19 protein-coding genes are annotated in these 21,765 nt (G+C 31.6%); 14 read left to right on the top strand and 5 right to left on the bottom strand.

Annotation, left to right across the window (positions count from 1 at the left end; genetic code table 11):
• Positions 1-51: 51 nt before the first annotated feature.
• Together BUB70_RS03555 and topA are read right to left on the bottom strand one after the other, a co-directional pair.
• Positions 52-1,206, bottom strand: coding sequence for a formimidoylglutamase (locus BUB70_RS03555; RefSeq protein WP_073118309.1), 1,155 nt, complete (start codon positions 1,204-1,206; stop codon positions 52-54).
• 14 nt (positions 1,207-1,220) lie between these two features.
• Positions 1,221-3,734: a type I DNA topoisomerase gene (topA, locus tag BUB70_RS03550; RefSeq protein WP_073118307.1), complete on the bottom strand. Its 2,514-nt coding sequence runs from the start codon at positions 3,732-3,734 to the stop codon at positions 1,221-1,223.
• Between the two features lie 170 nt (positions 3,735-3,904).
• Between topA and miaB the strand changes: the two genes are divergently transcribed.
• The 7 genes from miaB to groL all read left to right on the top strand — a co-directional run bounded on the left by miaB (position 3,905) and on the right by groL (position 10,309).
• Complete coding sequence (gene miaB, locus BUB70_RS03545) at positions 3,905-5,359, top strand: tRNA (N6-isopentenyl adenosine(37)-C2)-methylthiotransferase MiaB (RefSeq protein WP_073118305.1); 1,455 nt, start codon at positions 3,905-3,907, stop codon at positions 5,357-5,359.
• Positions 5,360-5,385: 26 nt separating this feature from the next.
• Positions 5,386-6,624, top strand: coding sequence for a sigma-54 interaction domain-containing protein (locus tag BUB70_RS03540; RefSeq protein WP_073118303.1), 1,239 nt, complete (start codon positions 5,386-5,388; stop codon positions 6,622-6,624).
• Between the two features lie 27 nt (positions 6,625-6,651).
• Entirely contained in the window at positions 6,652-7,161 is a 510-nt protein-coding gene (locus tag BUB70_RS03535; protein ID WP_073118300.1) for an LptE family protein, read from the top strand.
• Between the two features lie 4 nt (positions 7,162-7,165).
• Positions 7,166-7,888, top strand: coding sequence for a hypothetical protein (locus BUB70_RS03530; protein WP_073118298.1), 723 nt, complete (start codon positions 7,166-7,168; stop codon positions 7,886-7,888).
• Positions 7,885-8,253, top strand: coding sequence for a preprotein translocase subunit SecG (gene secG, locus BUB70_RS03525; RefSeq protein WP_084730157.1), 369 nt, complete (start codon positions 7,885-7,887; stop codon positions 8,251-8,253). Before BUB70_RS03530 ends, secG begins: the two co-directional genes overlap by 4 nt.
• 134 nt (positions 8,254-8,387) lie before the next feature.
• A complete protein-coding gene (locus BUB70_RS03520; protein ID WP_073118294.1) occupies positions 8,388-8,663 on the top strand; it encodes a co-chaperone GroES in 276 nt (91 codons plus the stop codon).
• Positions 8,664-8,680: 17 nt separating this feature from the next.
• Positions 8,681-10,309, top strand: a complete 1,629-nt coding sequence (groL, locus tag BUB70_RS03515; protein WP_073118292.1) for a chaperonin GroEL — start codon at positions 8,681-8,683, stop codon at positions 10,307-10,309.
• A gap of 70 nt (positions 10,310-10,379) precedes the next feature.
• On the opposite strand, the gene BUB70_RS03510 is transcribed toward groL, so the two are convergent.
• On the bottom strand, positions 10,380-11,810 hold the full coding sequence (locus BUB70_RS03510; RefSeq protein ID WP_073118290.1) for a DUF4270 family protein: 1,431 nt from the start codon (positions 11,808-11,810) through the stop codon (positions 10,380-10,382).
• A gap of 9 nt (positions 11,811-11,819) precedes the next feature.
• Positions 11,820-12,629, bottom strand: a complete 810-nt coding sequence (locus BUB70_RS03505) for a glycogen/starch synthase (RefSeq protein WP_073118288.1) — start codon at positions 12,627-12,629, stop codon at positions 11,820-11,822.
• 103 nt (positions 12,630-12,732) lie between these two features.
• Between BUB70_RS03505 and panC the strand changes: the two genes are divergently transcribed.
• From panC to BUB70_RS03475, 6 genes are all read left to right on the top strand, one after another.
• Positions 12,733-13,575 carry a pantoate--beta-alanine ligase gene (gene panC, locus BUB70_RS03500; protein WP_073118286.1) on the top strand — a complete coding sequence of 281 codons (843 nt, stop codon included), beginning with the start codon at positions 12,733-12,735 and terminating at the stop codon, positions 13,573-13,575.
• A 55-nt stretch (positions 13,576-13,630) separates the two neighbouring features.
• Positions 13,631-13,981, top strand: a complete 351-nt coding sequence (gene panD, locus BUB70_RS03495) for an aspartate 1-decarboxylase (RefSeq protein ID WP_073118284.1) — start codon at positions 13,631-13,633, stop codon at positions 13,979-13,981.
• A 2-nt stretch (positions 13,982-13,983) separates the two neighbouring features.
• Positions 13,984-14,952 (top strand): lysylphosphatidylglycerol synthase transmembrane domain-containing protein, encoded by a 969-nt coding sequence (locus tag BUB70_RS03490; protein WP_073118282.1) that lies wholly within the window; start codon positions 13,984-13,986, stop codon positions 14,950-14,952.
• Between the two features lie 94 nt (positions 14,953-15,046).
• Positions 15,047-16,402: a DNA repair protein RadA gene (gene radA, locus BUB70_RS03485; RefSeq protein ID WP_073118280.1), complete on the top strand. Its 1,356-nt coding sequence runs from the start codon at positions 15,047-15,049 to the stop codon at positions 16,400-16,402.
• 106 nt (positions 16,403-16,508) lie between these two features.
• Entirely contained in the window at positions 16,509-17,849 is a 1,341-nt protein-coding gene (locus tag BUB70_RS03480) for a sensor histidine kinase (protein WP_073118278.1), read from the top strand.
• A 1-nt stretch (position 17,850) separates the two neighbouring features.
• On the top strand, positions 17,851-18,216 hold the full coding sequence (locus BUB70_RS03475; RefSeq protein ID WP_073118276.1) for a response regulator: 366 nt from the start codon (positions 17,851-17,853) through the stop codon (positions 18,214-18,216).
• 34 nt (positions 18,217-18,250) lie between these two features.
• Here BUB70_RS03475 and BUB70_RS03470 read toward each other — a convergent pair whose 3' ends face one another.
• Positions 18,251-19,228 (bottom strand): helix-turn-helix domain-containing protein, encoded by a 978-nt coding sequence (locus BUB70_RS03470; protein WP_073118275.1) that lies wholly within the window; start codon positions 19,226-19,228, stop codon positions 18,251-18,253.
• 102 nt (positions 19,229-19,330) lie between these two features.
• On the opposite strand from BUB70_RS03470, the gene BUB70_RS03465 reads away from it, so the two are divergent.
• Positions 19,331-21,763: a TonB-dependent receptor gene (locus tag BUB70_RS03465; protein WP_073118274.1), complete on the top strand. Its 2,433-nt coding sequence runs from the start codon at positions 19,331-19,333 to the stop codon at positions 21,761-21,763.
• Positions 21,764-21,765: the final 2 nt, after the last annotated feature.

Here is a 21,765-nt window from a genome sequence, read left to right as displayed (position 1 = left end):
AAAAATCTAAATGAGCAATGAAAGAGGATACCATATTCTTTCATTATTAAATTAAGATATTTTTCTATGTACATTAAACCATCTTTCTGGCACTTTTTGCTCTATAGTGTTTAAATAATCATCGTACGAACAGGGTACTAAAACATGTCTTTTATATTTTGATTGTGTAGGTATATCTACCTGCATCCACCATCTTTGACTTTTATCACTTTGATAAAAGCTAATTACCTCATTTTCAAACGGGACTAAATATTTTAAATAACTATCTTTTGATCCGTATGGATAATCTTTGGTTCTTAAAGAATATCCCTCTATAAAATACCAGATTACCTGAGAAATCAACTTACTTGTTTGATGGTTGACATCAAATAGTTTGTTGTACTCATATATTCCAAAGGAGGTTACTTTATCACTAATCCCTGCATACCTAGCAATAGCACAAAGATCATCTCCATATAATCCATTTGGATTTGCATTTCCATTTGCTGGTGCTTCTCCGCATCTTACCACTCCCATATCAATAGCTACAATATCAGCATCTCTCATTACAGGCTCCACAATGGAAATATTTTTTAACGCTCCCACTCTGTAAGCTTCAAAACTCAAATTTTCTATAAGAGAAATCTCTTCTTGAGAATTGTAATAAGTTTGATATCCTAAATTGGCATAATTAAATAAATTACAAGGTTGCTCTAAAATGATTTTACTTAGATAAGAATTTGAATTTAACTCGTCTTGAATATCTCCAAAACTAAACTTTGGGCTAGCAACCGCTAAATTCACTGCCTGATCTAATTGATTATACCCTCTGTAATTGGCATAAATTAAATCCTGACCTCCTCCAATAATGATAGGTAACACATTATTTTTCAATAAAAAATCAACAGTTTCTTGAACTGCAAAATAAGTATCCTTTAATTGATTTCCTGGCTGAATGCTACCCAAATCTACCATAGAGAGATCCCAATTCCCTCCGTATAATTGATATAACTGCTTGCGAATTTCATCAGCACCAATCCCCGTTCCTTGATTACCTACAGCTCCTCTTTCTTCTCTAACATCAAAAAAAGCCAAATTTACATTTTCCAAATCTGGGAAACCTAATTCATCTGTATGCTTAACTAATTGACGACCCAACATCTCTTTAGAAGTTTCTTCATATGAAAGTACTTCTGCTGATATTGGTGTAAAAAAATCTTGAATCATACCTTTATGAAATACTATTTTTTCTTAGTCGTTTTTTTAGCTGCTGGTTTTTTAGCAGGTGCTTTTTTTGCTCTTGCTTTCTTTTTAGGAGCATTTTTTTCAATAATGTCCTTTACCTCTTCTAACGTAAGAGCAGGGGCATCTATTGTCTTAGCAAGTTCAATTTTTGTTTTTCCTTTGATAATATTGTGTCTTCCCCAACGTGCTTTTTCTACTCTAATTCCTTCTTCTTCCCAGTTGTGAACTACTTTTTCTATTTCTTTACGCTTCTTATCTTCAATTAACTGAACAATATCATCGTTTGATAAATTATCAAAATCGTATTTTTTATTAACGTTGATAAACATTCCGTTCCACTTAATAAAAGGTCCAAAACGACCTACTCCTTTTTGCACTGGTAAATTTTCATACTCAGCAATTGGAGCATCGGCTTTTATTTTTGCTTCGATTAATTCAACAGCTCTATCAAAATCTACAGACATAGGATCTTCTCCTCTGTCTAAAGAAACATACATGTCACCATATTTGATATAAGGCCCAAAACGACCGTTAGAAACTACCGCTTCTTCACCTTTATACTCTCCTAAATTTTTAGGTAATAAGAATAAATCTAGAACTTCTTCTAAAGTTACCGTTCCCAAGTTTTGCTCTTTTAACAAACTTGCAAATTCTTTTTCTTCATCATCTGGCCCTCCAATTTGTGCCAAAGGACCAAATTTACCCAAACGAACTAAAACCGTTTTACCAGACTCTGGATGCGTTCCTAAAATACGTTCTCCACTTTCTCTTTCTGCATTTTCGGCAACGTCTTTTACATTGGTATGAAATCCTTGGTAGAATTCTTTAATCATTCCAATCCACTCCTCATTCCCTTCTGCAATCTCATCAAATTGCGCTTCTACTTTTGCAGTAAATCCGTAATCAAGAATTTTTTCGAAATGCGCTACTAAAAAGTCATTTACAATGTTTCCAATATCTGTTGGAACTAACTTTCCTTTATCTGAACCTACTTTTTCTGTTAAGGTTTTAGAAGCTACTTTATCATTTTTTAAAACAAACTGCTCATAAGCTCTATCCTCTCCTTCAACAGTTCCTTTTTCTACATAACCTCTACGCAAAACAGTAGAAATGGTTGGTGCATATGTAGACGGACGTCCAATTCCTAACTCCTCTAATTGTTTTACCAAAGACGCTTCTGTAAATCTATATGGAGCTTTGGTGAAACGTTGAGTCGCTGTTATGTATTCATGTTCTAAAACATCACCAACGGTTAAACGAGGTAACATTCCATCTTGCTCTTCATCTTCGTTATCGTTTCCTTCTAAATATACTTTTAAGAACCCTTCAAACTTGATCATTTCCCCATTTGCTGTGAAAATTTTAGCGTTTTTATTGTTCTCAATTTTTACGTTGGTACGCTCTAATTGTGCATCACTCATTTGAGAAGCCAAAGTTCTTTTCCAAATCAAATCATATAATCTATTTTGATCGTATTCTTCATTGATTTCATGACGAGTCATATCAGTAGGACGAATCGCCTCATGCGCTTCTTGTGCTCCTTTAGATTTGTTATTATAATTTCTAGGCTTGCTAAACTCTGCTCCATAAGAAACGGTAATTTCATCTGCAGCTGCTTTTTTTGCTTCATCAGATAAATTTACACTATCCGTTCTCATGTAGGTAATAATCCCTGCTTCGTATAAACGCTGAGCAACGGTCATGGTTTTTGACACTGAAAAACCTAATTTCCTAGCTGCCTCTTGTTGTAATGTTGAAGTGGTAAAAGGTGCTGCTGGAGACTTTTTTGCTGGTTTTGTAGTTAAATCAGCAATGGTAAATTCTGCTCCGATACATTGTTTTAAAAAGGCTTCTGCTTTTTCTCTTGTTTCAAAAGCTTTAGGTAAAGTTGCTTTAAAACTTTTTCCTTCATCATTGTAAAATTCTGCTACTACTTTGTAACTAGCTTCACTTACAAACTCTAAAATGCTTCGTTCTCTTTCTACAATTAATCTAACAGCAACAGATTGTACCCTACCGGCAGATAATCCTGCTTTTACTTTTCTCCATAAAACAGGAGATAATTCGTATCCTACAATTCTATCTAAAACCCTACGTGCTTGCTGTGCATCAACTAAATTATAGTTAATTTTTCTTGGGTTTTCTACTGCTTTTAAAATTGCAGATTTGGTAATTTCATGAAATACAATACGTTTGGTATTATCATCATTTAATTTAAGTTGCTCTTTTAAATGCCAAGCAATTGCCTCTCCTTCACGATCCTCATCACTCGCTAGCCAAACAGTTTCTGCTTTTTTTGCTAAGGATTTTAATTTTTTAACCACCGATTTTTTATCGTCAGAGACTAAATATGTTGGAGAAAAATCTCCATCAACATCAATTCCCAATCCGTTAGACGGTAAATCTGCAATGTGTCCAAAACTAGACTCCACTTGAAAATCCTTTCCTAAAAACTTCTCTATTGTCTTTGCCTTTGCAGGTGACTCTACTATTACCAGATTATTCGCCATAAATAAATTACCCCTTTTTAAATCTCTAATTTCACACAAAAGTAGGGAGAAAAATTAAAACGAAAATTTTAATTCCTTATTTTAAGATTTTCTTAATAATATCTATAATGACATCTTGTCACAAATCGCAATATTTATTGTAAATTTGCATCCTTAGAAAATCACAAAAAATGAGTAGAGTTACAACAGAAGAAAAGATTATTGATGCAAACAAGCAAGGGCATCCTCTTTCTACTGACTTTAAGGAAGGTAATACCAAAAAACTTTATATAGAAAGTTATGGTTGCCAAATGAATATGAATGACAGTGAAATTGTTGCTTCTATTTTATCAGAAACAGGATACAACACCACTTTAAATTTAGAAGAAGCCGATTTGGTGATGGTAAATACTTGTTCTATTCGTGAAAAGGCAGAACAAACCATTCGTAAACGTTTAGAAAAATATAACGCCATTAAAAAAATTAACCCAAATATGAAGGTTGGAGTTTTAGGGTGTATGGCCGAGCGTTTAAAATCTAAGTTTTTAGAAGAAGAAAAAATAGTGGATTTGGTGGTAGGACCAGATGCTTACAGAGATTTACCTAATTTATTAGAGGAAGTAAATGAAGGAAGAAATGCTGTAAACGTAATTTTATCTAAAGAAGAAACTTATGCTGATGTTTCTCCGGTTCGTTTAAACTCTAACGGAGTTTCTGCATTTGTAACCATTACACGTGGTTGTGATAACATGTGTACGTTTTGCGTAGTTCCTTTTACTCGTGGTAGAGAACGTAGTAGGGATCCACAAAGTATTATTTCTGAAATTAAAGATTTACAAGAAAAAGGTTATAAAGAAGTTACCTTATTAGGTCAGAATGTAGATAGTTACCTTTGGTATGGTGGTGGACTTAAAAAAGATTTTGAAAAAGCCAGTGATATTGCGCAAGCAACTGCTGTTGGTTTTGCTGATTTGTTAAAAATGGTTGCTGATACTTTTCCTGAAATGTGGGTACGATTCTTCACCAATAATCCTCAGGATATGGATATTAATGTTTTACACACAATGGTAAAATATCCAAATATTTGTAGATACTTACATTTACCTGTTCAATCTGGAAGTACTACTGTATTAGAAAGAATGAACCGTCAGCACACCCGAGAAGAATATATGGAGTTGATTGACAACATCAGAACTTTATTACCTGATTGTGCTATTTCTCAAGATATGATTGTTGGTTTTTGTGGAGAAACAGAAGAAGAACACAAAGACACCTTATCTTTAATGGAATACGTAAACTACGACTACGGATTTATGTTTGCTTATTCTGAAAGACCAGGAACTTTGGCAGAGAAAAAATTCCCAGATGATGTTCCTGCTGAAGTAAAGAAAAGACGTTTACAAGAAGTGATTGATTTACAAAGGAAAATGAGCCTTGCCAACACCGAATCTTATTTAGGAAAAACCGTGGTTGCTTTAATAGAAGGAAATTCTAAAAAATCTGATCAACATTGGATGGCTAGAAACTCTCAAAACTATGCAATTGTTTTCCCTAAAGGAAATCAAAAAGTAGGAGACTTTGTAAAAGTTAAAATTACAGATTGTACTTCTGCAACATTGCTAGGAGAATATGTAAGTCACTCATAATTTATAGTATTATTAAAAAAACAATTATGGAATCTGTTCAAGTAATTAAACAGCGTTTTGGAATTATAGGAAACGATCCCAAATTAAATAGATCTATAGAAAAAGCTACTCGTGTGGCACCCACAGATATTTCTGTATTGGTTGCAGGAGAAAGCGGTGTGGGTAAAGAAAATATTCCAAAAATTATTCATTCTTTATCTCAAAGAAAACACAACAATTATATTGCTGTAAACTGTGGTGCTATTCCAGAAGGAACTATTGACAGTGAATTATTTGGACACGAAAAAGGAGCTTTTACTGGAGCTACCAATACTCGTAAAGGATATTTTGAAGTAGCCGATGGAGGAACTATTTTTTTAGATGAAGTTGGTGAATTGCCTTTAACTACCCAAGTACGTTTGTTGCGTGTTTTAGAAAATGGTGAATTCATTAAAGTAGGTTCTTCCGAAGTTCAAAAAACTGACGTTAGAATTGTAGCAGCCACCAACGTAAAAATGGTTGAAGCTATTAAAAAAGGGAAATTTAGAGAAGATTTATACTACCGATTAAGTACTGTAGAAATTGAACTTCCTCCTTTAAGAAACAGAAATGAAGACATTCATTTATTGTTTAGAAAATTTGCTTCAGATTTTGCTCAAAAATATAAAATGCCAACAGTTCGTTTAACTGATGATGCTGTGGCTTTATTAATCAGGTATCATTTTCCAGGAAACATTCGTCAGTTAAGAAACATTGCCGAACAAATATCTGTGATAGAAGAAAACAGAAATATTGATGCTCTTAAATTAAAACAATATTTACCTAATTTAAGTTCTTCATCCCTTCCTATGATTATTGATGAAAGTAATCATTCTTTTGGAGAAGAGAAATCGAGTCTTTTAAAAATGATTTACGATTTAAGAACGGAATTAAACGAACTTAAAAAAGTAACTTTAAATATTATGCACGGTAGCAAAATAAAAGAATCTGAGGCGTTTTTAGAAACCTCTACTACTAAAACACTTGCTCCAAGTCCTAGTATCAATAACAACAATGAAGGTTTAGTTTCTTTTCATAATAACGATGACGATATTCATCAAGATGATGATGAAGAATATTACATAGAAACCGTTGAAGAAGATGAAAATTTATCTCTGCAAGACAAAGAAATAGAAATGATTAAAAAATCTTTGGAACGCAATAGCAACAAACGCAAGTTAGCTGCCAAAGAACTAGGAATTTCTGAAAGAACCTTATACCGAAAAATAAAACAATATAATTTATAAGTTATATTTGCTCATAAGCCATTTGTTATGTTAAAAAAACTCTTACCAAAATTTATAGTTTTCGCTACTCTTTTCACAGTAATTAGTTGTGGTATTTACAGTTTTACAGGAGGTGATACGGGGAATGCAAAAACCATTCAGGTTGATTTTTTTAACAACAATGCCAATTTGGTAGAACCAAGTTTAAGTCAAGCATTTACCTTGGCTTTACAAGATTTTTTCATCACCCAAACCAATTTAGATTTGGTTAAAACTAATGGTGACTTACAATTTGAAGGAGAAATTACCAGATATTCTATTACTCCTATGACTGCTACTGCCGATCAAACAGCAGCACAAAACAGGTTAACCGTAGAAGTAAATGTTCGTTTTTATAATAGAACAGATGAAAAGAAAAACTTTGAAAAAAGGTTCAGTCACTTTTATGATTATGATGCCAACACCATATTACAAGGAGCTACTTTAGAAGCTGCATATGAGGAAATTTTTGAAAGAATTACTCAAAATATTTTTAACGCTTCTGTAGCCAACTGGTAAAACTATGCAAGAATTTACACAAGCAATAAAAAACAACAATATAAAGACTCTAAGTATAGAGACTCTAGAAAATATTGCTGATAAATTCCCTTATTTTCAATTAAACAAAACACTTTTATTAAAAAAATACCATCAGCAACAACATTTTAAATATAACAATGCACTAAAGAATGTAGCTGCTCACACGGTTAACAGAGAGATTCTTTTTGATTTTATCACTCATATTGAAGAAACAAAGACTGAAAAAGAAATACCTAGTGTTATTCAACAAGATACAATCAAAAAAGAAGATACGTTAGAAGAAAATATTGAGCAACAAATTGCCAAACCATTGGCTTTTAATAAGGCTGAAAAACACAGTTTTAATCAGTGGTTGCAAATCTCTTCCCCTAACCCTATTGAACGCGAAGCCTCAAAAATTGCAGAAACAAAGAAGACCATTAGCAATCCAAAGCTAAAAATCATCAATCAATTCATAAACAACAATCCTAAAATAAGCCCTATCAAAAAAAATATTCCTATTGATAGTGCTACTGTAGCCACAACAAACACTGATATTTCAAACGAGCTGATGACTGAAACTTTAGCCAAAGTTTATCTTGCTCAAAAAAAATACGAAAATGCAATTCAAGCCTACAAAATTTTAAGTTTGAAATATCCAGAAAAAAGTAGTTTATTTGCAGACCAAATACAAAGAATCAAAATATTACAAAATAATAAATTATGACTTACAACCTATTGTTAATAGTAATCATGGTAGTGGCAATACTACTTATCCTAATTGTATTAGTTCAAAACCCTAAAGGAGGAGGATTGTCTTCTTCATTAACTGGAGGTTCTGGAGGTAATATTGGAGGTGTTCAAAGCACTAACAACTTTTTAGACAAAGCAACTTGGACTTTAGCCATTACTTTATTAGCATTGATTTTATTATCTAGTTTAGCAATTCCTAGAGATGAAGCAAGCAAATCTGAATTACAAAACACTATTCAACAGAGAGATGAAGTTGCTCCTGTAAATGATGAAGCTGCTGACATTGAAGATATCATTAATGATAATGCTCCTGCAGAAGAGTCAAAAGAAGCAGAATAACAACTATTCTTACCATATAAAAATGTCATCATGTCACTACATGATGACATTTTTTTTTAGACTTATGCCATTCAATCAATTGGCACACTTTTCGACCATTAAACAATCAGTAATAACTTTATAAATTAAATAATATGAGCATAAACATTAAACCATTAGCTGATAGAGTTTTGGTAGAGCCAGCTCCAGCGGAAACAAAAACTGCTTCTGGATTAATTATTCCAGACTCTGCAAAAGAAAAACCTTTAACTGGAACTGTAGTTGCTGCAGGTAACGGAACAAAGGAAAATCCTATTACTGTAAAAGTAGGAGATACTGTTTTATACGGTAAATATGCAGGAACTGAATTAGCTTACGAAGGAAAAGATTATTTAATCATGAGAGAGAGCGATATTTTCGCGATTATCTAACATTAAAAACTTAAAAAATGGCAAAAGACATTATTTTTGATATTGAAGCAAGAGACGGTTTAAAACGTGGAGTGGATGCATTGGCAAATGCAGTAAAAGTAACTTTAGGACCAAAAGGACGTAACGTTGTTATTGGAAAAGCCTTTGGAGGACCACACATTACTAAAGATGGAGTATCAGTTGCTAAAGAAATTGAATTATCTGATCCTTTAGAGAACATGGGAGCTCAAATGGTAAAAGAAGTAGCTTCTAAAACCAACGATTTAGCAGGTGATGGTACTACAACTGCAACTGTATTAGCACAAGCAATTGTGCAAGAAGGATTAAAAAACGTGGCTGCCGGAGCAAATCCATTAGACTTAAAAAAAGGAATAGACAAAGCGGTAGCTTCTATCATAACAGGACTTGCTGAGCAATCTAAAGAAGTAGGATCTGATTCAAGTCAAATTCAACAAGTAGCAGCCATTTCTGCAAACAACGATAACTCAATTGGTGATTTAATCGCTGAGGCTTTTGGAAAAGTTGGTAAAGAAGGTGTAATTACTGTTGAAGAAGCTAAAGGAACTGAAACTTATGTAGATATTGTTGAAGGAATGCAATTTGACAGAGGATATTTATCTCCTTACTTTGTTACCAATTCAGAAAAAATGTTGGCTGAATTAGACAATCCATACATTTTATTATACGACAAAAAAATCTCTAACCTTAAAGAGTTATTGCCGATTTTAGAACCAATTTCTCAAAGCGGTAAACCTTTATTAATTATTGCTGAAGATGTTGATGGTGAAGCCTTAGCTACTTTGGTAATGAACAAATTACGTGGTGCCTTAAAAATTGCTGCGGTAAAAGCTCCTGGATTTGGTGACAGACGTAAAGCCATGTTAGAAGACATTGCTATTTTAACAGGAGGTACTGTTATTTCTGAAGAAATGGGATTGACTTTAGAAAACACTACTTTGGAATCTTTAGGAACTGCTGAAAATATTACTATTGACAAAGACAACACAACTATTGTTAATGGAGCTGGAACTTCTGAAGCAATTGAAGCTAGAGTAAACCAAATCAAAGCTCAGATAGAAACAACTACTTCTGACTACGACAAAGAAAAATTACAAGAACGTTTAGCTAAGTTAGCTGGTGGAGTTGCTGTATTATATGTAGGTGCTGCTTCTGAGGTAGAAATGAAGGAGAAAAAAGATAGAGTTGATGATGCTTTACATGCAACCAGAGCAGCTGTAGAAGAAGGTATTGTTGCTGGTGGAGGTGTTGCACTTGTTAGAGCAAAAGCTGCTTTAGCAAATATAGAAACTGATAATGGTGATGAAAAAACTGGAGTTGCTATTGTAAATAGAGCCATTGAAGAACCATTAAGACAAATTGTAAGCAACGCTGGCGGAGAAGGTTCTGTAGTAGTAGCTAAAGTAATTGAAGGTTCTGGAGACTTTGGATACAATGCTAAAACTGAAGAATACGTTCAAATGTTTGCTGCTGGAATTATTGACCCTACTAAAGTAACTCGTGTCGCTTTAGAAAACGCAGCTTCTGTTGCTGGTATGATTTTAACAACAGCATGCACATTAATAGACATTAAAGAAGATACTCCAGCTATGCCTCCTATGGGCGGAGGAATGCCAGGAATGATGTAAAATTCAATCTTTTATAAAAGAAAAAACCCAACTATGAGTTGGGTTTTTTATGCTTTAAATCTAAAAAAGATTAGTAGTCTACTATTTTAGAATAAATAACTTCTAACTTAGGTGCTTTTACTGATGTTACATCATTTAACAATATAGCTCCTTTCGCTGTTGTTGATTTATAACTTATAACGCTACCTGCATCTGAAGCTTCTCTTGCCCTTACTCTTAATTCAACAATATCACCTTTAGCCAGTGATTTTTTGATAAAATCTGTGATAAAGAATTGAATATAAGGATCTTTTTTGTCTTCAACATCCTCATAAGCAACAATACCATTAACAGAACCTACTCCTAAAGTGATATAATCATCAATAATCTTTACACTTCCATCTGTTTTAATTCCATATAAATAGAAGTTCTGTAAATTCTGCTCTTCTATCTCATCTAAATAAATTTTTATTTTTGCTAGATTAATCAACCAATTTTCAGACTGAGAAACAACACTATTATCTGCTATTAAAGTTGAAATATCAATTGAAGTTTCATAACCACCTGCCCCTTGAACATATACTTTATTAGGTTCATTACTATTTGCATGATCATGATCGTACAAATCATAAACTGCTCCTTGGAATTTAAATGTTAACTCCTTATCTCTTTCGATTACGGTGTCGGTAGCTGTAATTGTATTTTTATAATTGATTCTCAATCTTGCTTTAGACAAATCAAAAGGAATCGCATACCCTACTCCATCCTTTATAGCTGTGATTTTTAACCCTTTAAAAAGTAATTTAAAATCATCATCATTAGCAATCGTTTTTTCATCAAGCTTATCTAATAATTCAGTTTTAAAATGATCATTATCTAAATTAATATTTAGTGAATATAACAAGGAATCAGCTTCTGTATAAGTAGCTTTAATTGCAATATCATTTTTAAATCCTAAAACAGTTTCATCTCCTAAACTTTCTTTCGTTCCAGCATTATTTGTTCCGTCTGAATAATAAATTCTTGGCTTAGCATCTGCATTTACCTGCTCTAAATAAGTAGTGAAAGTAGCAACCGTTATATCAATACTAGAAGTAACATCTCCGACTAAATTTGCTATTTCAAATTCGTCTGTAGAACCTGCTTTATTAACCAGTGGCAAAGGTAACTCTAACACAGTAGCTACATCACTTGTTGTAGTAATAGCATTTAAAGTATCATTTAAGGTTCTTCTTAATGGATATCTTTCTGGTACAATTTGCCCAACTATTGAGGCTTTTAAAGTCCCTAATTTAGGATCTATATATTCTCCTAAAAGATAGGTACTTAATAAATTTGTTCTTACAGTATCAATCTCAACAGTACTTAATATAGGATCTACATTAATAGTATCCTTATAAAAGTTATTATTATCAATTAATCCTCCCGTATTAGTGACAACATCACTTGTACAACTCATAAAAAAAACCATAGTACCAAGAGCTGCTATGGTTTTAAAATTTTTAATGTTCAAAAGTCTCATATATGGCTTTTAGTTTAAAACTTTTTCTGTGTAAAATTCTAAATATGCTTCTGCAAAGGTATCCTCAGTTTGATAATCTAAAAATGGTTTTTCTAAATCGTCTAAATAATCTTCTAAATCATCATTTACAAATCTACTTGCTTTGATCACTGCATCAGAGTTATCAATAGCACTTTTAATAATATTTGCGAATGTTGGATTTTCTAACACTTTTGATTTTTCATCAGAAATTTCGTCAAAACGTACTTTGTTTGCTAAACCATTATCCAAAGTTCCTTCAAATTCATTATCGTAAACAGAAGTTACAATTTTTGTATTGGCAAACAAGGCATCGTCTTTATAATATTCTTTAAGGTACAACGGCAATAAACATGCCATCCAACCATGTACATGAATAATATCTGGTGCCCAATTTAATTTCTTAACGGTTTCTACAACTCCTTTCGCAAAAAAGATAGCTCTTTCATCATTATCGGCAAACATTACATCTTTATCATCTGTAAAAGTTGCTTTTCTTTTGAAGTATTCTTCATTGTCAATAAAATAAACTTGCATTCTTTCCTTAGGAATAGAGGCTACCTTTATAATTAAAGGCATGTCCATATCATTCACTATTAAGTTCATTCCTGAAAGTCTTATTACTTCGTGTAATTGATGTCTTCTTTCATTAATCAAACCGAATCTCGGCATAAAAATTCTTGTTTGTACGCCCTTGTGATGGGCTTTTTTTGCCGCCTCGAAAGACATTTCTGACATTTCTGTTAAAGGTGTATATGGAGTAACCTCACTAGAAACGTATAAAACTCTCTTGTTCTTCATAAATCATTCAATTATTGAATATAATTTTGCAAAAATACGAAAAAATACCCAATATACAGGTATTTATAGTAAGTTTGCAGTTGCTTAAAAGTAAACATAACGAATGAAAGTATTCTCTGTTAAAGAATTAGCTAGTTCTTATATTACAGACCTAAAATCCAAAGGACTAACTGTTGGTTTGGTTCCTACCATGGGAGCTTTACACAAAGGTCATTTATCATTGATTAATGAGGCTAAAAAAGACAACGATGTTGTGGTTGTTAGTATTTTTGTAAACCCCACTCAATTCAACAATCCTGCTGATTTAGAAAAATACCCTAGAACTCTTGAAGAAGATTTGGAAAAATTAAAACGTGTTGATTGTGATATTGTTTTTACTCCAGAAGCGAGTGAAATGTATGACAAAGATGAAGTAGCAGAAATTTTTGATTTTGAAGGTCTAGACAAAGAAATGGAAGGAAAGTTTAGAGACAATCATTTTAATGGTGTGGGAACTATTGTTAAAAAACTATTCAACATTATTACTCCAAACAATGCTTATTTTGGAGAAAAAGATTTTCAGCAATTACAAATCATCAAAAAGCTGGTAAGCATTACCAAACAACCAGTAAATATTATAGGTTGTGCTATTGATAGAGAATATGATGGTTTGGCAGGAAGCTCAAGAAACATGCGTTTAACTACCAAACACAGAGCTAGCGCTCCGTTTATTTACAAAACCATTACCAAAGCAAAAGAAATGATAACTTCTTTTAGCCCTGTTGAAATTGAAAAATGGGTAGAAAATGAATTTAAAAATCAACCTAATTTAGAGTTAGAATACTTTACCATTGCTGATGAAAGTAATTTAAAAACGGTAACTGTTTTTGATCAAAACAAAAATCACAGAGCTTTTATTGCGGTTTTTGCAGGAGAAATAAGATTGATAGATAATATAGCGTTGTAAATTAATTATAAAAAGTTATAACGTAAATTAAGATATAAATAATTAATTTTGCACCATGCAAATTGAAGTAGTAAAATCTAAAATACACAGAATCAAAGTTACTGGAGCAGACTTAAACTATATTGGTAGTATTACTATTGATAGAGCTTTAATGGAAGCTGCTAACATGATTGAAGGTGAAAAAGTGTCTATTGTAAACGTAAACAATGGTGAACGCTTAGATACTTATATTATTCCGGGAGAAAGAAATAGTGGAGAAATTACCTTAAACGGTCCAGCCGCTAGACGTGTTGCTCCAGGTGATATTATTATTATTATTTCTTATGGATTGATGGATTTTGAAGAGGCTAAAAAATTTAGTCCATCTATTGTTTTTCCTAATGAAGAAACTAACTCCCTTACCTAAGATTGAAAGCTAGTACCAAAAAAACATTAAAAACAGCATTACCTCTTTTATTAGGTGCTTTTTTAATTTGGTTATCTCTTTCTAAATTTACACAAGAAGAATTAACTGAAATTAAAACTTCTTTTTACAACGCCAATTATTGGTGGGTAGGTCTTTCTTTATTTTTAGGCTTTCTTAGTCATATATGTAGAGCCTATCGCTGGAAATTTATGTTAAAACCATTGGGTTATCAACCTAAATTTTACAACAACGCCATGGCTGTTTTTGTAGCCTATTTGGTAAACTTAGGCATTCCTAGAGCCGGAGAATTTACTCGTGCAGCTACCATTAATCAATACGAAGATGTTCCTTTTGAAAAAGCTTTTGGAACTATTGTAGCAGAACGATTGGCAGATATGGTGGTCTATTTACTTTTAATTGTTTTGGCTTTTTTTGCTCAATATGAATTGATTAAAAAATTAATTATTGACAGAATTCCGCCTAACCCAATTTTACTTGCTTTTATTGGATTGGCACTTCTAGGGGTTGCTTACGTAACTTTCAGTGCTATTAAAAAATCTGAAAAACCTCTTTTTGTAAAAATAAGAACCTTTGTTGTTGGATTGGTAGAAGGAATTCAAACCCTTTTTACCATGGAGAAAAAGTGGACTTATATTTTCTACACTTTTTTAATCTGGATTCTGTATGTACTAATGCTATATGTAGTCATTTTTGCTCTTCCAGAAACTAGTCACTTAGGATTAGATGCCATTTTAATATGTTTTATTATAGGAACTTTTAGTTTTGCGACTACTAACGGAGGAATTGGTGCATATCCTTATGTAATACAACAAGCCTTATTATTATATGCCATATCTCCAACTATAGGTGCTAGCTTTGGATGGATTGCGTGGAGTTCACAAACTATCCTGGTCATTGTTTTAGGAGGATTGTCTTTTTTATTCTTGCCTATTTTAAATAAAAATAAGTAATGAGTACAAAGTATTAAGTACTGAGAAAACTTAATATTTATTACATTTACCTCTTTCACTTTTACCTATTTTAAACTTTACAAACTGCTTAATAATGGCTAAAACAAAAACAGCATACTTTTGTCAAAACTGTGGTACACAACATGCTAAATGGATGGGGCAATGTAGCACTTGTAAAGAATGGAATACCATTGTAGAAGAAGTTATTTCCAAAGAAGAAAAAGCAGATTGGAAAATAGATACTACTCCAAGAAAAGCAAATATTGCTTTAAAGGTTAAGGATATTGAAATTCAGAATGAAGTTAGATACAATGCTGTTAGCACTGAACTAAATAATGTTTTAGGAGGTGGAATTGTTCCAGGATCTATTATTTTGTTAGGAGGAGAACCTGGAATAGGAAAATCTACTTTAATGCTTCAAGTAGCTTTAAGCATGAAACATAAAGTTTTATATGTTTCTGGTGAAGAAAGTCAAACACAAATAAAATTAAGGGCAGAACGTGTTCAAAATCTAAACCAAGATTGTTTGATCCTAACTGAGACCAATACTCAAAAAATATTTAAAGCCATTCAAATAGAACAACCCGAAATTTTGGTGATTGATTCTATTCAGACTTTACATACTGATTATGTAGAAAGTTCTGCCGGTTCTATTTCTCAAATTAAAGAAACTACCACTGAGTTGATAAAATTTGCCAAAGAAACAGGAACTCCTGTTTTAGTTATTGGACACATTAATAAAGAAGGAAGTATTGCTGGTCCTAAAATTTTAGAACATATGGTAGATGTTGTTTTACAGTTTGAAGGAGACAGAAATCATACTTACAGAATTTTAAGAGCTTTAAAAAACCGTTTTGGATCTACACAAGAATTAGGAATTTTTGAAATGAGAGCAGGTGGTTTAAGAGAAGTTAAAAATCCATCAGAAATTTTAATCTCTAAAAAAGATGGTGATTTAAGCGGAACCGCTATTGCTGCTACTTTAGAAGGAATGAGACCTTTAATGATTGAAGTGCAAGCCTTAGTTAGTACTGCTGTTTACGGAACTCCTCAGCGCTCCTCAACAGGATACAATCTAAAACGTTTAAATATGATTTTAGCTGTTTTAGAAAAAAGAGCTGGATTTAGACTTGGAGCCAAAGATGTATTCTTAAACATTACAGGTGGAATTTCTGTAGACGATCCTGCAATTGATTTGGCTGTAGTAGTTGCTGTATTATCTAGCAACGAAGATGAACCCGTTCCTCAAAACTACACCTTTGCTGCAGAGGTTGGTTTGGCTGGAGAAATTAGACCTATTAACCGAGTAGAACAAAGAATAACCGAAGCTGAAAAACTTGGTTTTGAAAAAATATTTATCTCAAAATTCTGCAAAGTTTCGCAAAAAGAAACCAATATTGAAATTGTTAAAATAAGTAAAATTGAAGATTTAGTAGGCATTCTTTTTTAATCATAATCAAAAAAAAGATTAGTACTTTTAGGAATTGAGAGTAAAGGCCATGCCTTTTTCAGTTTCTTAATAATTACAAAGTGATTATTATCTTAACGTAATTAACATGAGTAACAAAGAACTATATAAATTAAAGAAACAATTACAACTCATTAATGAGACTGTTTCTAATGATGTATATAATCTTGGAGAACAATTTTTTGAAAAAATTGTTATTAAACTAAACAAAGCACTTGATGCAGATTATACATTTATTGGAAAATTATCCGAGAATCATAATTCTGTTGAAACCTTATCTTTAGTTAATACTGAAGGAGTTCTTGAAAATATTACATACGATTTAAAACACACACCTTGTCAAAATGTTATTGGTCAAAATCCTTGCTCATATTTAAAAAACATTCCTGAGTTATTCCCTAATGATCAATTACTTATTGATATGGAGATTGAGGCTTATGTAGGTGTACCTTTATACGATTCTAAAAAAGAACCTACTGGGATTTTAGTATGTCTTTTTAAGAACGAAATTAAAGACACCTATGCTATCGAATCTATTTTAATGATTTTTGCTTCAAGAGCTAGTGCAGAATTAGAACACATGAAACTTTATGATTCTCTTGAAAAATATCAAAAAAAATTAGAGGTTAAGGTAGACGAGCGAACCAAGGAACTGAACCAAAAAAACAAAGAACTTGAATCTTCTAATCAAGAACTTGCCAAAACACTAGAAAGCCTTCAAAAAGCGCAAATACAATTAATTCAATCAGAAAAAATGGCCACACTTGGTATTTTAACTTCTGGTGTTGCTCATGAAATTAACAATCCTCTTAATTACATAATTGGTGCTCAAATAGGTTTGTCTAATTATTTTGAAAATCACAAAAGTCTAGATGCCGAGAATACCAATATTTTACTAGAAAGCATCAATATTGGAGTAAAAAGAATTTCAAACATTCTGAATGGTTTAAACCAGTTTAGTCGCAACAACAAAAACATGGATGAAGATTGTGACATACATTCTATTTTAGACAATTGTTTTGAAATGTTAAGTAGTTTAACAAAACATAAAATAGATACTATTAAAAACTACTCAGAAACAGTGCTTATGGTTAAAGGAAATTCGGGTAAACTACATCAAGTATTTCTTAACATTCTTTCCAACTCAATACAATCTATAAAAGAACAAGGGGAAATTAAAGTAGTCACTACTTTAAAAGAAAAGGAAGTAATTATTGAGATTGAAGATAACGGACATGGTATTGAGAAAGATATTTTACACAAAATATCAGATCCGTTTTTTACAACAAAACCTCCAGGACAAGGAACAGGATTGGGCTTATCTATATCAACTTCTATTATTAACGATCACAAAGGTACTTTAAAGTTTAACTCAGAACCAAACATAGGAACTACAGTAACTGTAACCTTACCATTAAAACAAAATTAACATGAATAACAAACATAAAATTCTATATGTTGATGATGAAAAAATAAATAGAACAATATTTGAAATTGTTTTTGCTAGTAAATATGATATATTCATCGCCTCTGATGGATACGAAGGACTAAATATTCTTGATGAAAATCCTGATATTTTAATAGTTATAAGCGATATGAGTATGCCTGGTTTAAATGGAATTGAATTTATTGAAAAAGCCAAAGAAGCACATCCTTTAAAAAAATACTACATGTTATCTGGATTCCAGATCACTCCTGAAATTGAAACAAAAATTGAAAATGGATTGATTTTAAAATATTTTGAAAAGCCATTAAACAAACAAGAAATTGAAACAGAAATTGAAAAACACAATTAAACAAACACCCTTTTGTATTTATAAAATAGAAAAGTTATTTTTTTAACTGACTAGGCAAATACCCTAATTTCTTTTTAAATGCTACTGTAAAATGTTGCGGATTTTTATATCCCACCTCATAAGATGCTTCAGAAATAGTATATTTTTCTTTTAAAATTAACTCCTTTGCTTTTTCTATTCTAATAGAAGTAATGTATTTAAAAATAGTTGTTCCATAAACCTTTTTAAAACTCTTTTTCAACTTAGAAGTATTTAATCCTGCAAGAATTGCCAATTCCGAAATAGTTAAATCTTTTTTAAGATTTGTCTTAATATATTCCTCAACATCTTGTAAAGACTTTACATCTTGCTCTAATAAATTAGTTTTTTTATAACTAGACTCATATGTTGTCATCGCAACAATAATCAACTCTTTAATTTTCAGTCTTAAAAAAACTTTTCTTTTAAAACCTAAATAATTACAATTGTTAATTTCATTAATTATAGCGTTAATTTCATCTGTAATAAACACTCCCTCTTGTAAACTATTGTTTGTTTTATCTAATAAAACCTCTCTATGTTGTATATCAGACAACAACTGATTAAACTCTTGTCCAGCTATTTCTTTTAAAAAAAATTCTTCAAAAAATATTTCAATAGATTTTTTACTATTAAAATGATCAACTATTTGTTTGTTGTATTGTGATAAAAAAAGCAATTCATATGTTCCTTTATTTATTTCTATATATTGATCTTTATTTTGTAAAAACTGATATTTTACATCTTCATCAAACTCAAAATGTAATTTAAAAACTAGATCATCACTAGAAATAAGAAGCTTTTTTTTATTTTGCACCTCCAGCTTATACGATAAAAAATATGCCCCATCTAAACGTATATCTTTTACAATACCTTCTGCTTTTTGATTATTTAAGTACCAATTACGTTCCTCTAAATCAATAGTACCTTCGTCCTCTACTAAAACATTAGGCTCTTCTTCATCAAAAACAGAGTTATTTATATTGATTCTCATTAATTCCTTTTGCGTTATTATAAATTCTCTTTGCGTTATCTAAACTCATTCTACATAACATACTTTTGCAAAAGTAATTATTTTTATCAAATCTAAATAGAAATGAAGTTTAAATTGTTTTTCATCTTTTTTGCAATCATCACGAGCTCTTATTCACAAGGTTTGCAAAATATCATCTCTGGAAAAGTGATTGATGAAAAAGGAGAACCATTATTTGGTGCAACCATATTTGTTGATAATAACTTACTGGCTTCAATTGTAAATGAAAATGGAAATTATGTCATCAAAAATATACCTCAAGGAAAACACCTTTTAAAAGTTTCATATTTAGGCTACAAGACCGAAACAAAAGAAGTAACGGTAAAGAATAAAGAAAATTTAAAGCTAGATTTTTTTCTTAACGAAAACACAGAATCTTTAAAGCAGGTTAGCTTATTAAGCAAATCGGAAAAAACAAAAACAGAGACCAAAGGTTTTGCTGTAAATGTTGTGGAAACCAAAGAAGCTAGTTTAAGAAATATTCAAACCAACGAATTGTTAAACACCACTGTTGGTGTAAAAATTCGTCAAAACGGTGGATTAGGTTCTAATGTTCAATATTCATTAAACGGCTTATCGGGTAGCTCTGTCCGTATTTTTATTGATGGAATTCCAATTTCCATGTACGGTTCTTCTTTTAGCCTAAATAGCATTCCTCCTTCAATGATTAAAAACATTGAAGTTTACAAAGGTGTAGTTCCAGGTCATTTGGCAGATGATGCTTTAGGCGGAGCTATTAATATAGTGATGAAAAAAGGAGCTAAAAGCAATTTTAATGCTTCTATTTCTTATGGTTCTTTTAATACTTTACAATCTAATATAAACGGGTTATATCGTTTTAAAAAATCTGGACTTACCCTTAAAGCTTCTACTTTTTATAATTATTCTGCCAACAACTATAAAGTTTGGGGAAGAGGTATTGTAGATATTGCTCCTAACGGAAGAACTACTGAAATTACTGCTAAAATGTTTAACAATGCTTATAAATCTATAGGCGGAATTACACAAATAGGATTTACTGATGTAAAATGGGCAGATCAGTTTTTTATTGGATTTACGGGTTCTCACGACTATAAAGAAATTCCAAACGGAGCCTTTATGTCAACACTTCCATACAAAGGAAGATTTATGGAATCTGATGCCAAACTAACCACACTAACTTATCAAAAAAAGGACCTTGTTATAAAAGGATTAGATATAAACATTAACGGTTTATACGGTAAAAGAAATCGTGTGGTAAATGATACCGTTCCTTGGGTTTATACTTGGAAAGGAGAAAGGTTAAAAGATTTAAAAGGGAACGACATCAAATACAACTGGGGATCACAACAAGAAAAAACTCAATATGGTCCCGTCTTAAATCGTATCTCTAGAAACGTGGCATCAATAAGAACTGGTTTGTCTTATGAAATTAACAAACAAAACAAAATTTTGGTAAACCATGTGTACAGTGGACTTAATAGAGAAGATCATAATGAATTTTTATCTGCTTTAGAAAACACATTTAAAGAAACCAAAGACTTATACAAAAACATTTACTCATTAAGTTATGAATTAAATGCCTTTAATAATCAATTAAAAGCAAATCTGTTTGGAAAGCACTACCGTCAAAAAGTTCTAAACAACAAACCTGAATTTATTGACAATCCTGATGGCTCTAAGAGTGTTGTAGAAAAAGTTTACAACAGTAATAAAAATTACAATGGATATGGTTTTGCATTTTCTTATGCAATTCTACCAAACATCACCTTGTTAACTTCCGCTGAAAAAGCTGTTAGACTGCCAAGCGAAACAGAAGTTTTTGGTAATGCGGGAGACAATGTTAGAGAAAATGTAACCATTAAACCAGAAATAAGTAACAATTACAACCTTGGATTCCGATTTGGAAAATTCAACATCCAAAAGCATAGTTTTACTCTTACTACTAATCTTTTTTCAAGAAACATACAAGACCTAATTAGTCTTCCTATTGATAAAGATCAGCTAGATCAAGATGATCAAGTTATATATTACGTAAACCTAGAAAAAAGAAGTACTTCTAAAGGTGTAGAACTAGACTTAAATTATAGTTACAATAATAATTTGGGACTTAATTTTAACATGTCTCACTTTAATTTAACAACCTTAGTTAATGGACTAGAAGTAGCTGTCCCCAACACTCCTACTTTTACAATGAATGCAGGAGTTCGTTATTCGATTAAAGATTTTTTTCAAAAAAAATCGAGTCTAAATCTATTTTATAGCGCATACTTTACAGATGAATTTTCATATATAAAATCTCAAGAAAGCGGTGTTAGAGATGACTCCAATTTCTCAAATATTCCCTTACAGTTTGTACAAGATTTAGGAATCAGCTATGCATTTCCTAAAGAACATTTTGTCATAAGCTTTGATGCTAAAAATATTTTTGACAAAACTGCTTATGATAATTTATCCATACAAAAACCAGGTAGAAGCTTTTACATAAAACTTAATTACACAATCAATAAATTTTAATA

It is taken from the genome of Wenyingzhuangia marina, from assembly GCF_900130035.1.
Lineage (GTDB): Bacteria > Bacteroidota > Bacteroidia > Flavobacteriales > Flavobacteriaceae > Wenyingzhuangia > Wenyingzhuangia marina.
This window is presented reverse-complemented; position numbering and strand designations above follow the sequence as displayed.

Bases quoted from the DNA above. Each gene is read 5' to 3' on its own strand.
- BUB70_RS03555 (WP_073118309.1), bottom strand. From the start codon at position 1,206: ATGATTCAAGATTTTTTTACACCAATATCAGCAGAAGTACTTTCATAT.
- topA (WP_073118307.1), bottom strand. From the start codon at position 3,734: ATGGCGAATAATCTGGTAATAGTAGAGTCACCTGCAAAGGCAAAGACA.
- miaB (WP_073118305.1), top strand. From the start codon at position 3,905: ATGAGTAGAGTTACAACAGAAGAAAAGATTATTGATGCAAACAAGCAA.
- BUB70_RS03540 (WP_073118303.1), top strand. From the start codon at position 5,386: ATGGAATCTGTTCAAGTAATTAAACAGCGTTTTGGAATTATAGGAAAC.
- BUB70_RS03535 (WP_073118300.1), top strand. From the start codon at position 6,652: ATGTTAAAAAAACTCTTACCAAAATTTATAGTTTTCGCTACTCTTTTC.
- BUB70_RS03530 (WP_073118298.1), top strand. From the start codon at position 7,166: ATGCAAGAATTTACACAAGCAATAAAAAACAACAATATAAAGACTCTA.
- secG (WP_084730157.1), top strand. From the start codon at position 7,885: ATGACTTACAACCTATTGTTAATAGTAATCATGGTAGTGGCAATACTA.
- BUB70_RS03520 (WP_073118294.1), top strand. From the start codon at position 8,388: ATGAGCATAAACATTAAACCATTAGCTGATAGAGTTTTGGTAGAGCCA.
- groL (WP_073118292.1), top strand. From the start codon at position 8,681: ATGGCAAAAGACATTATTTTTGATATTGAAGCAAGAGACGGTTTAAAA.
- BUB70_RS03510 (WP_073118290.1), bottom strand. From the start codon at position 11,810: ATGAGACTTTTGAACATTAAAAATTTTAAAACCATAGCAGCTCTTGGT.
- BUB70_RS03505 (WP_073118288.1), bottom strand. From the start codon at position 12,629: ATGAAGAACAAGAGAGTTTTATACGTTTCTAGTGAGGTTACTCCATAT.
- panC (WP_073118286.1), top strand. From the start codon at position 12,733: ATGAAAGTATTCTCTGTTAAAGAATTAGCTAGTTCTTATATTACAGAC.
- panD (WP_073118284.1), top strand. From the start codon at position 13,631: ATGCAAATTGAAGTAGTAAAATCTAAAATACACAGAATCAAAGTTACT.
- radA (WP_073118280.1), top strand. From the start codon at position 15,047: ATGGCTAAAACAAAAACAGCATACTTTTGTCAAAACTGTGGTACACAA.
- BUB70_RS03480 (WP_073118278.1), top strand. From the start codon at position 16,509: ATGAGTAACAAAGAACTATATAAATTAAAGAAACAATTACAACTCATT.
- BUB70_RS03475 (WP_073118276.1), top strand. From the start codon at position 17,851: ATGAATAACAAACATAAAATTCTATATGTTGATGATGAAAAAATAAAT.
- BUB70_RS03470 (WP_073118275.1), bottom strand. From the start codon at position 19,228: ATGAGAATCAATATAAATAACTCTGTTTTTGATGAAGAAGAGCCTAAT.
- BUB70_RS03465 (WP_073118274.1), top strand. From the start codon at position 19,331: ATGAAGTTTAAATTGTTTTTCATCTTTTTTGCAATCATCACGAGCTCT.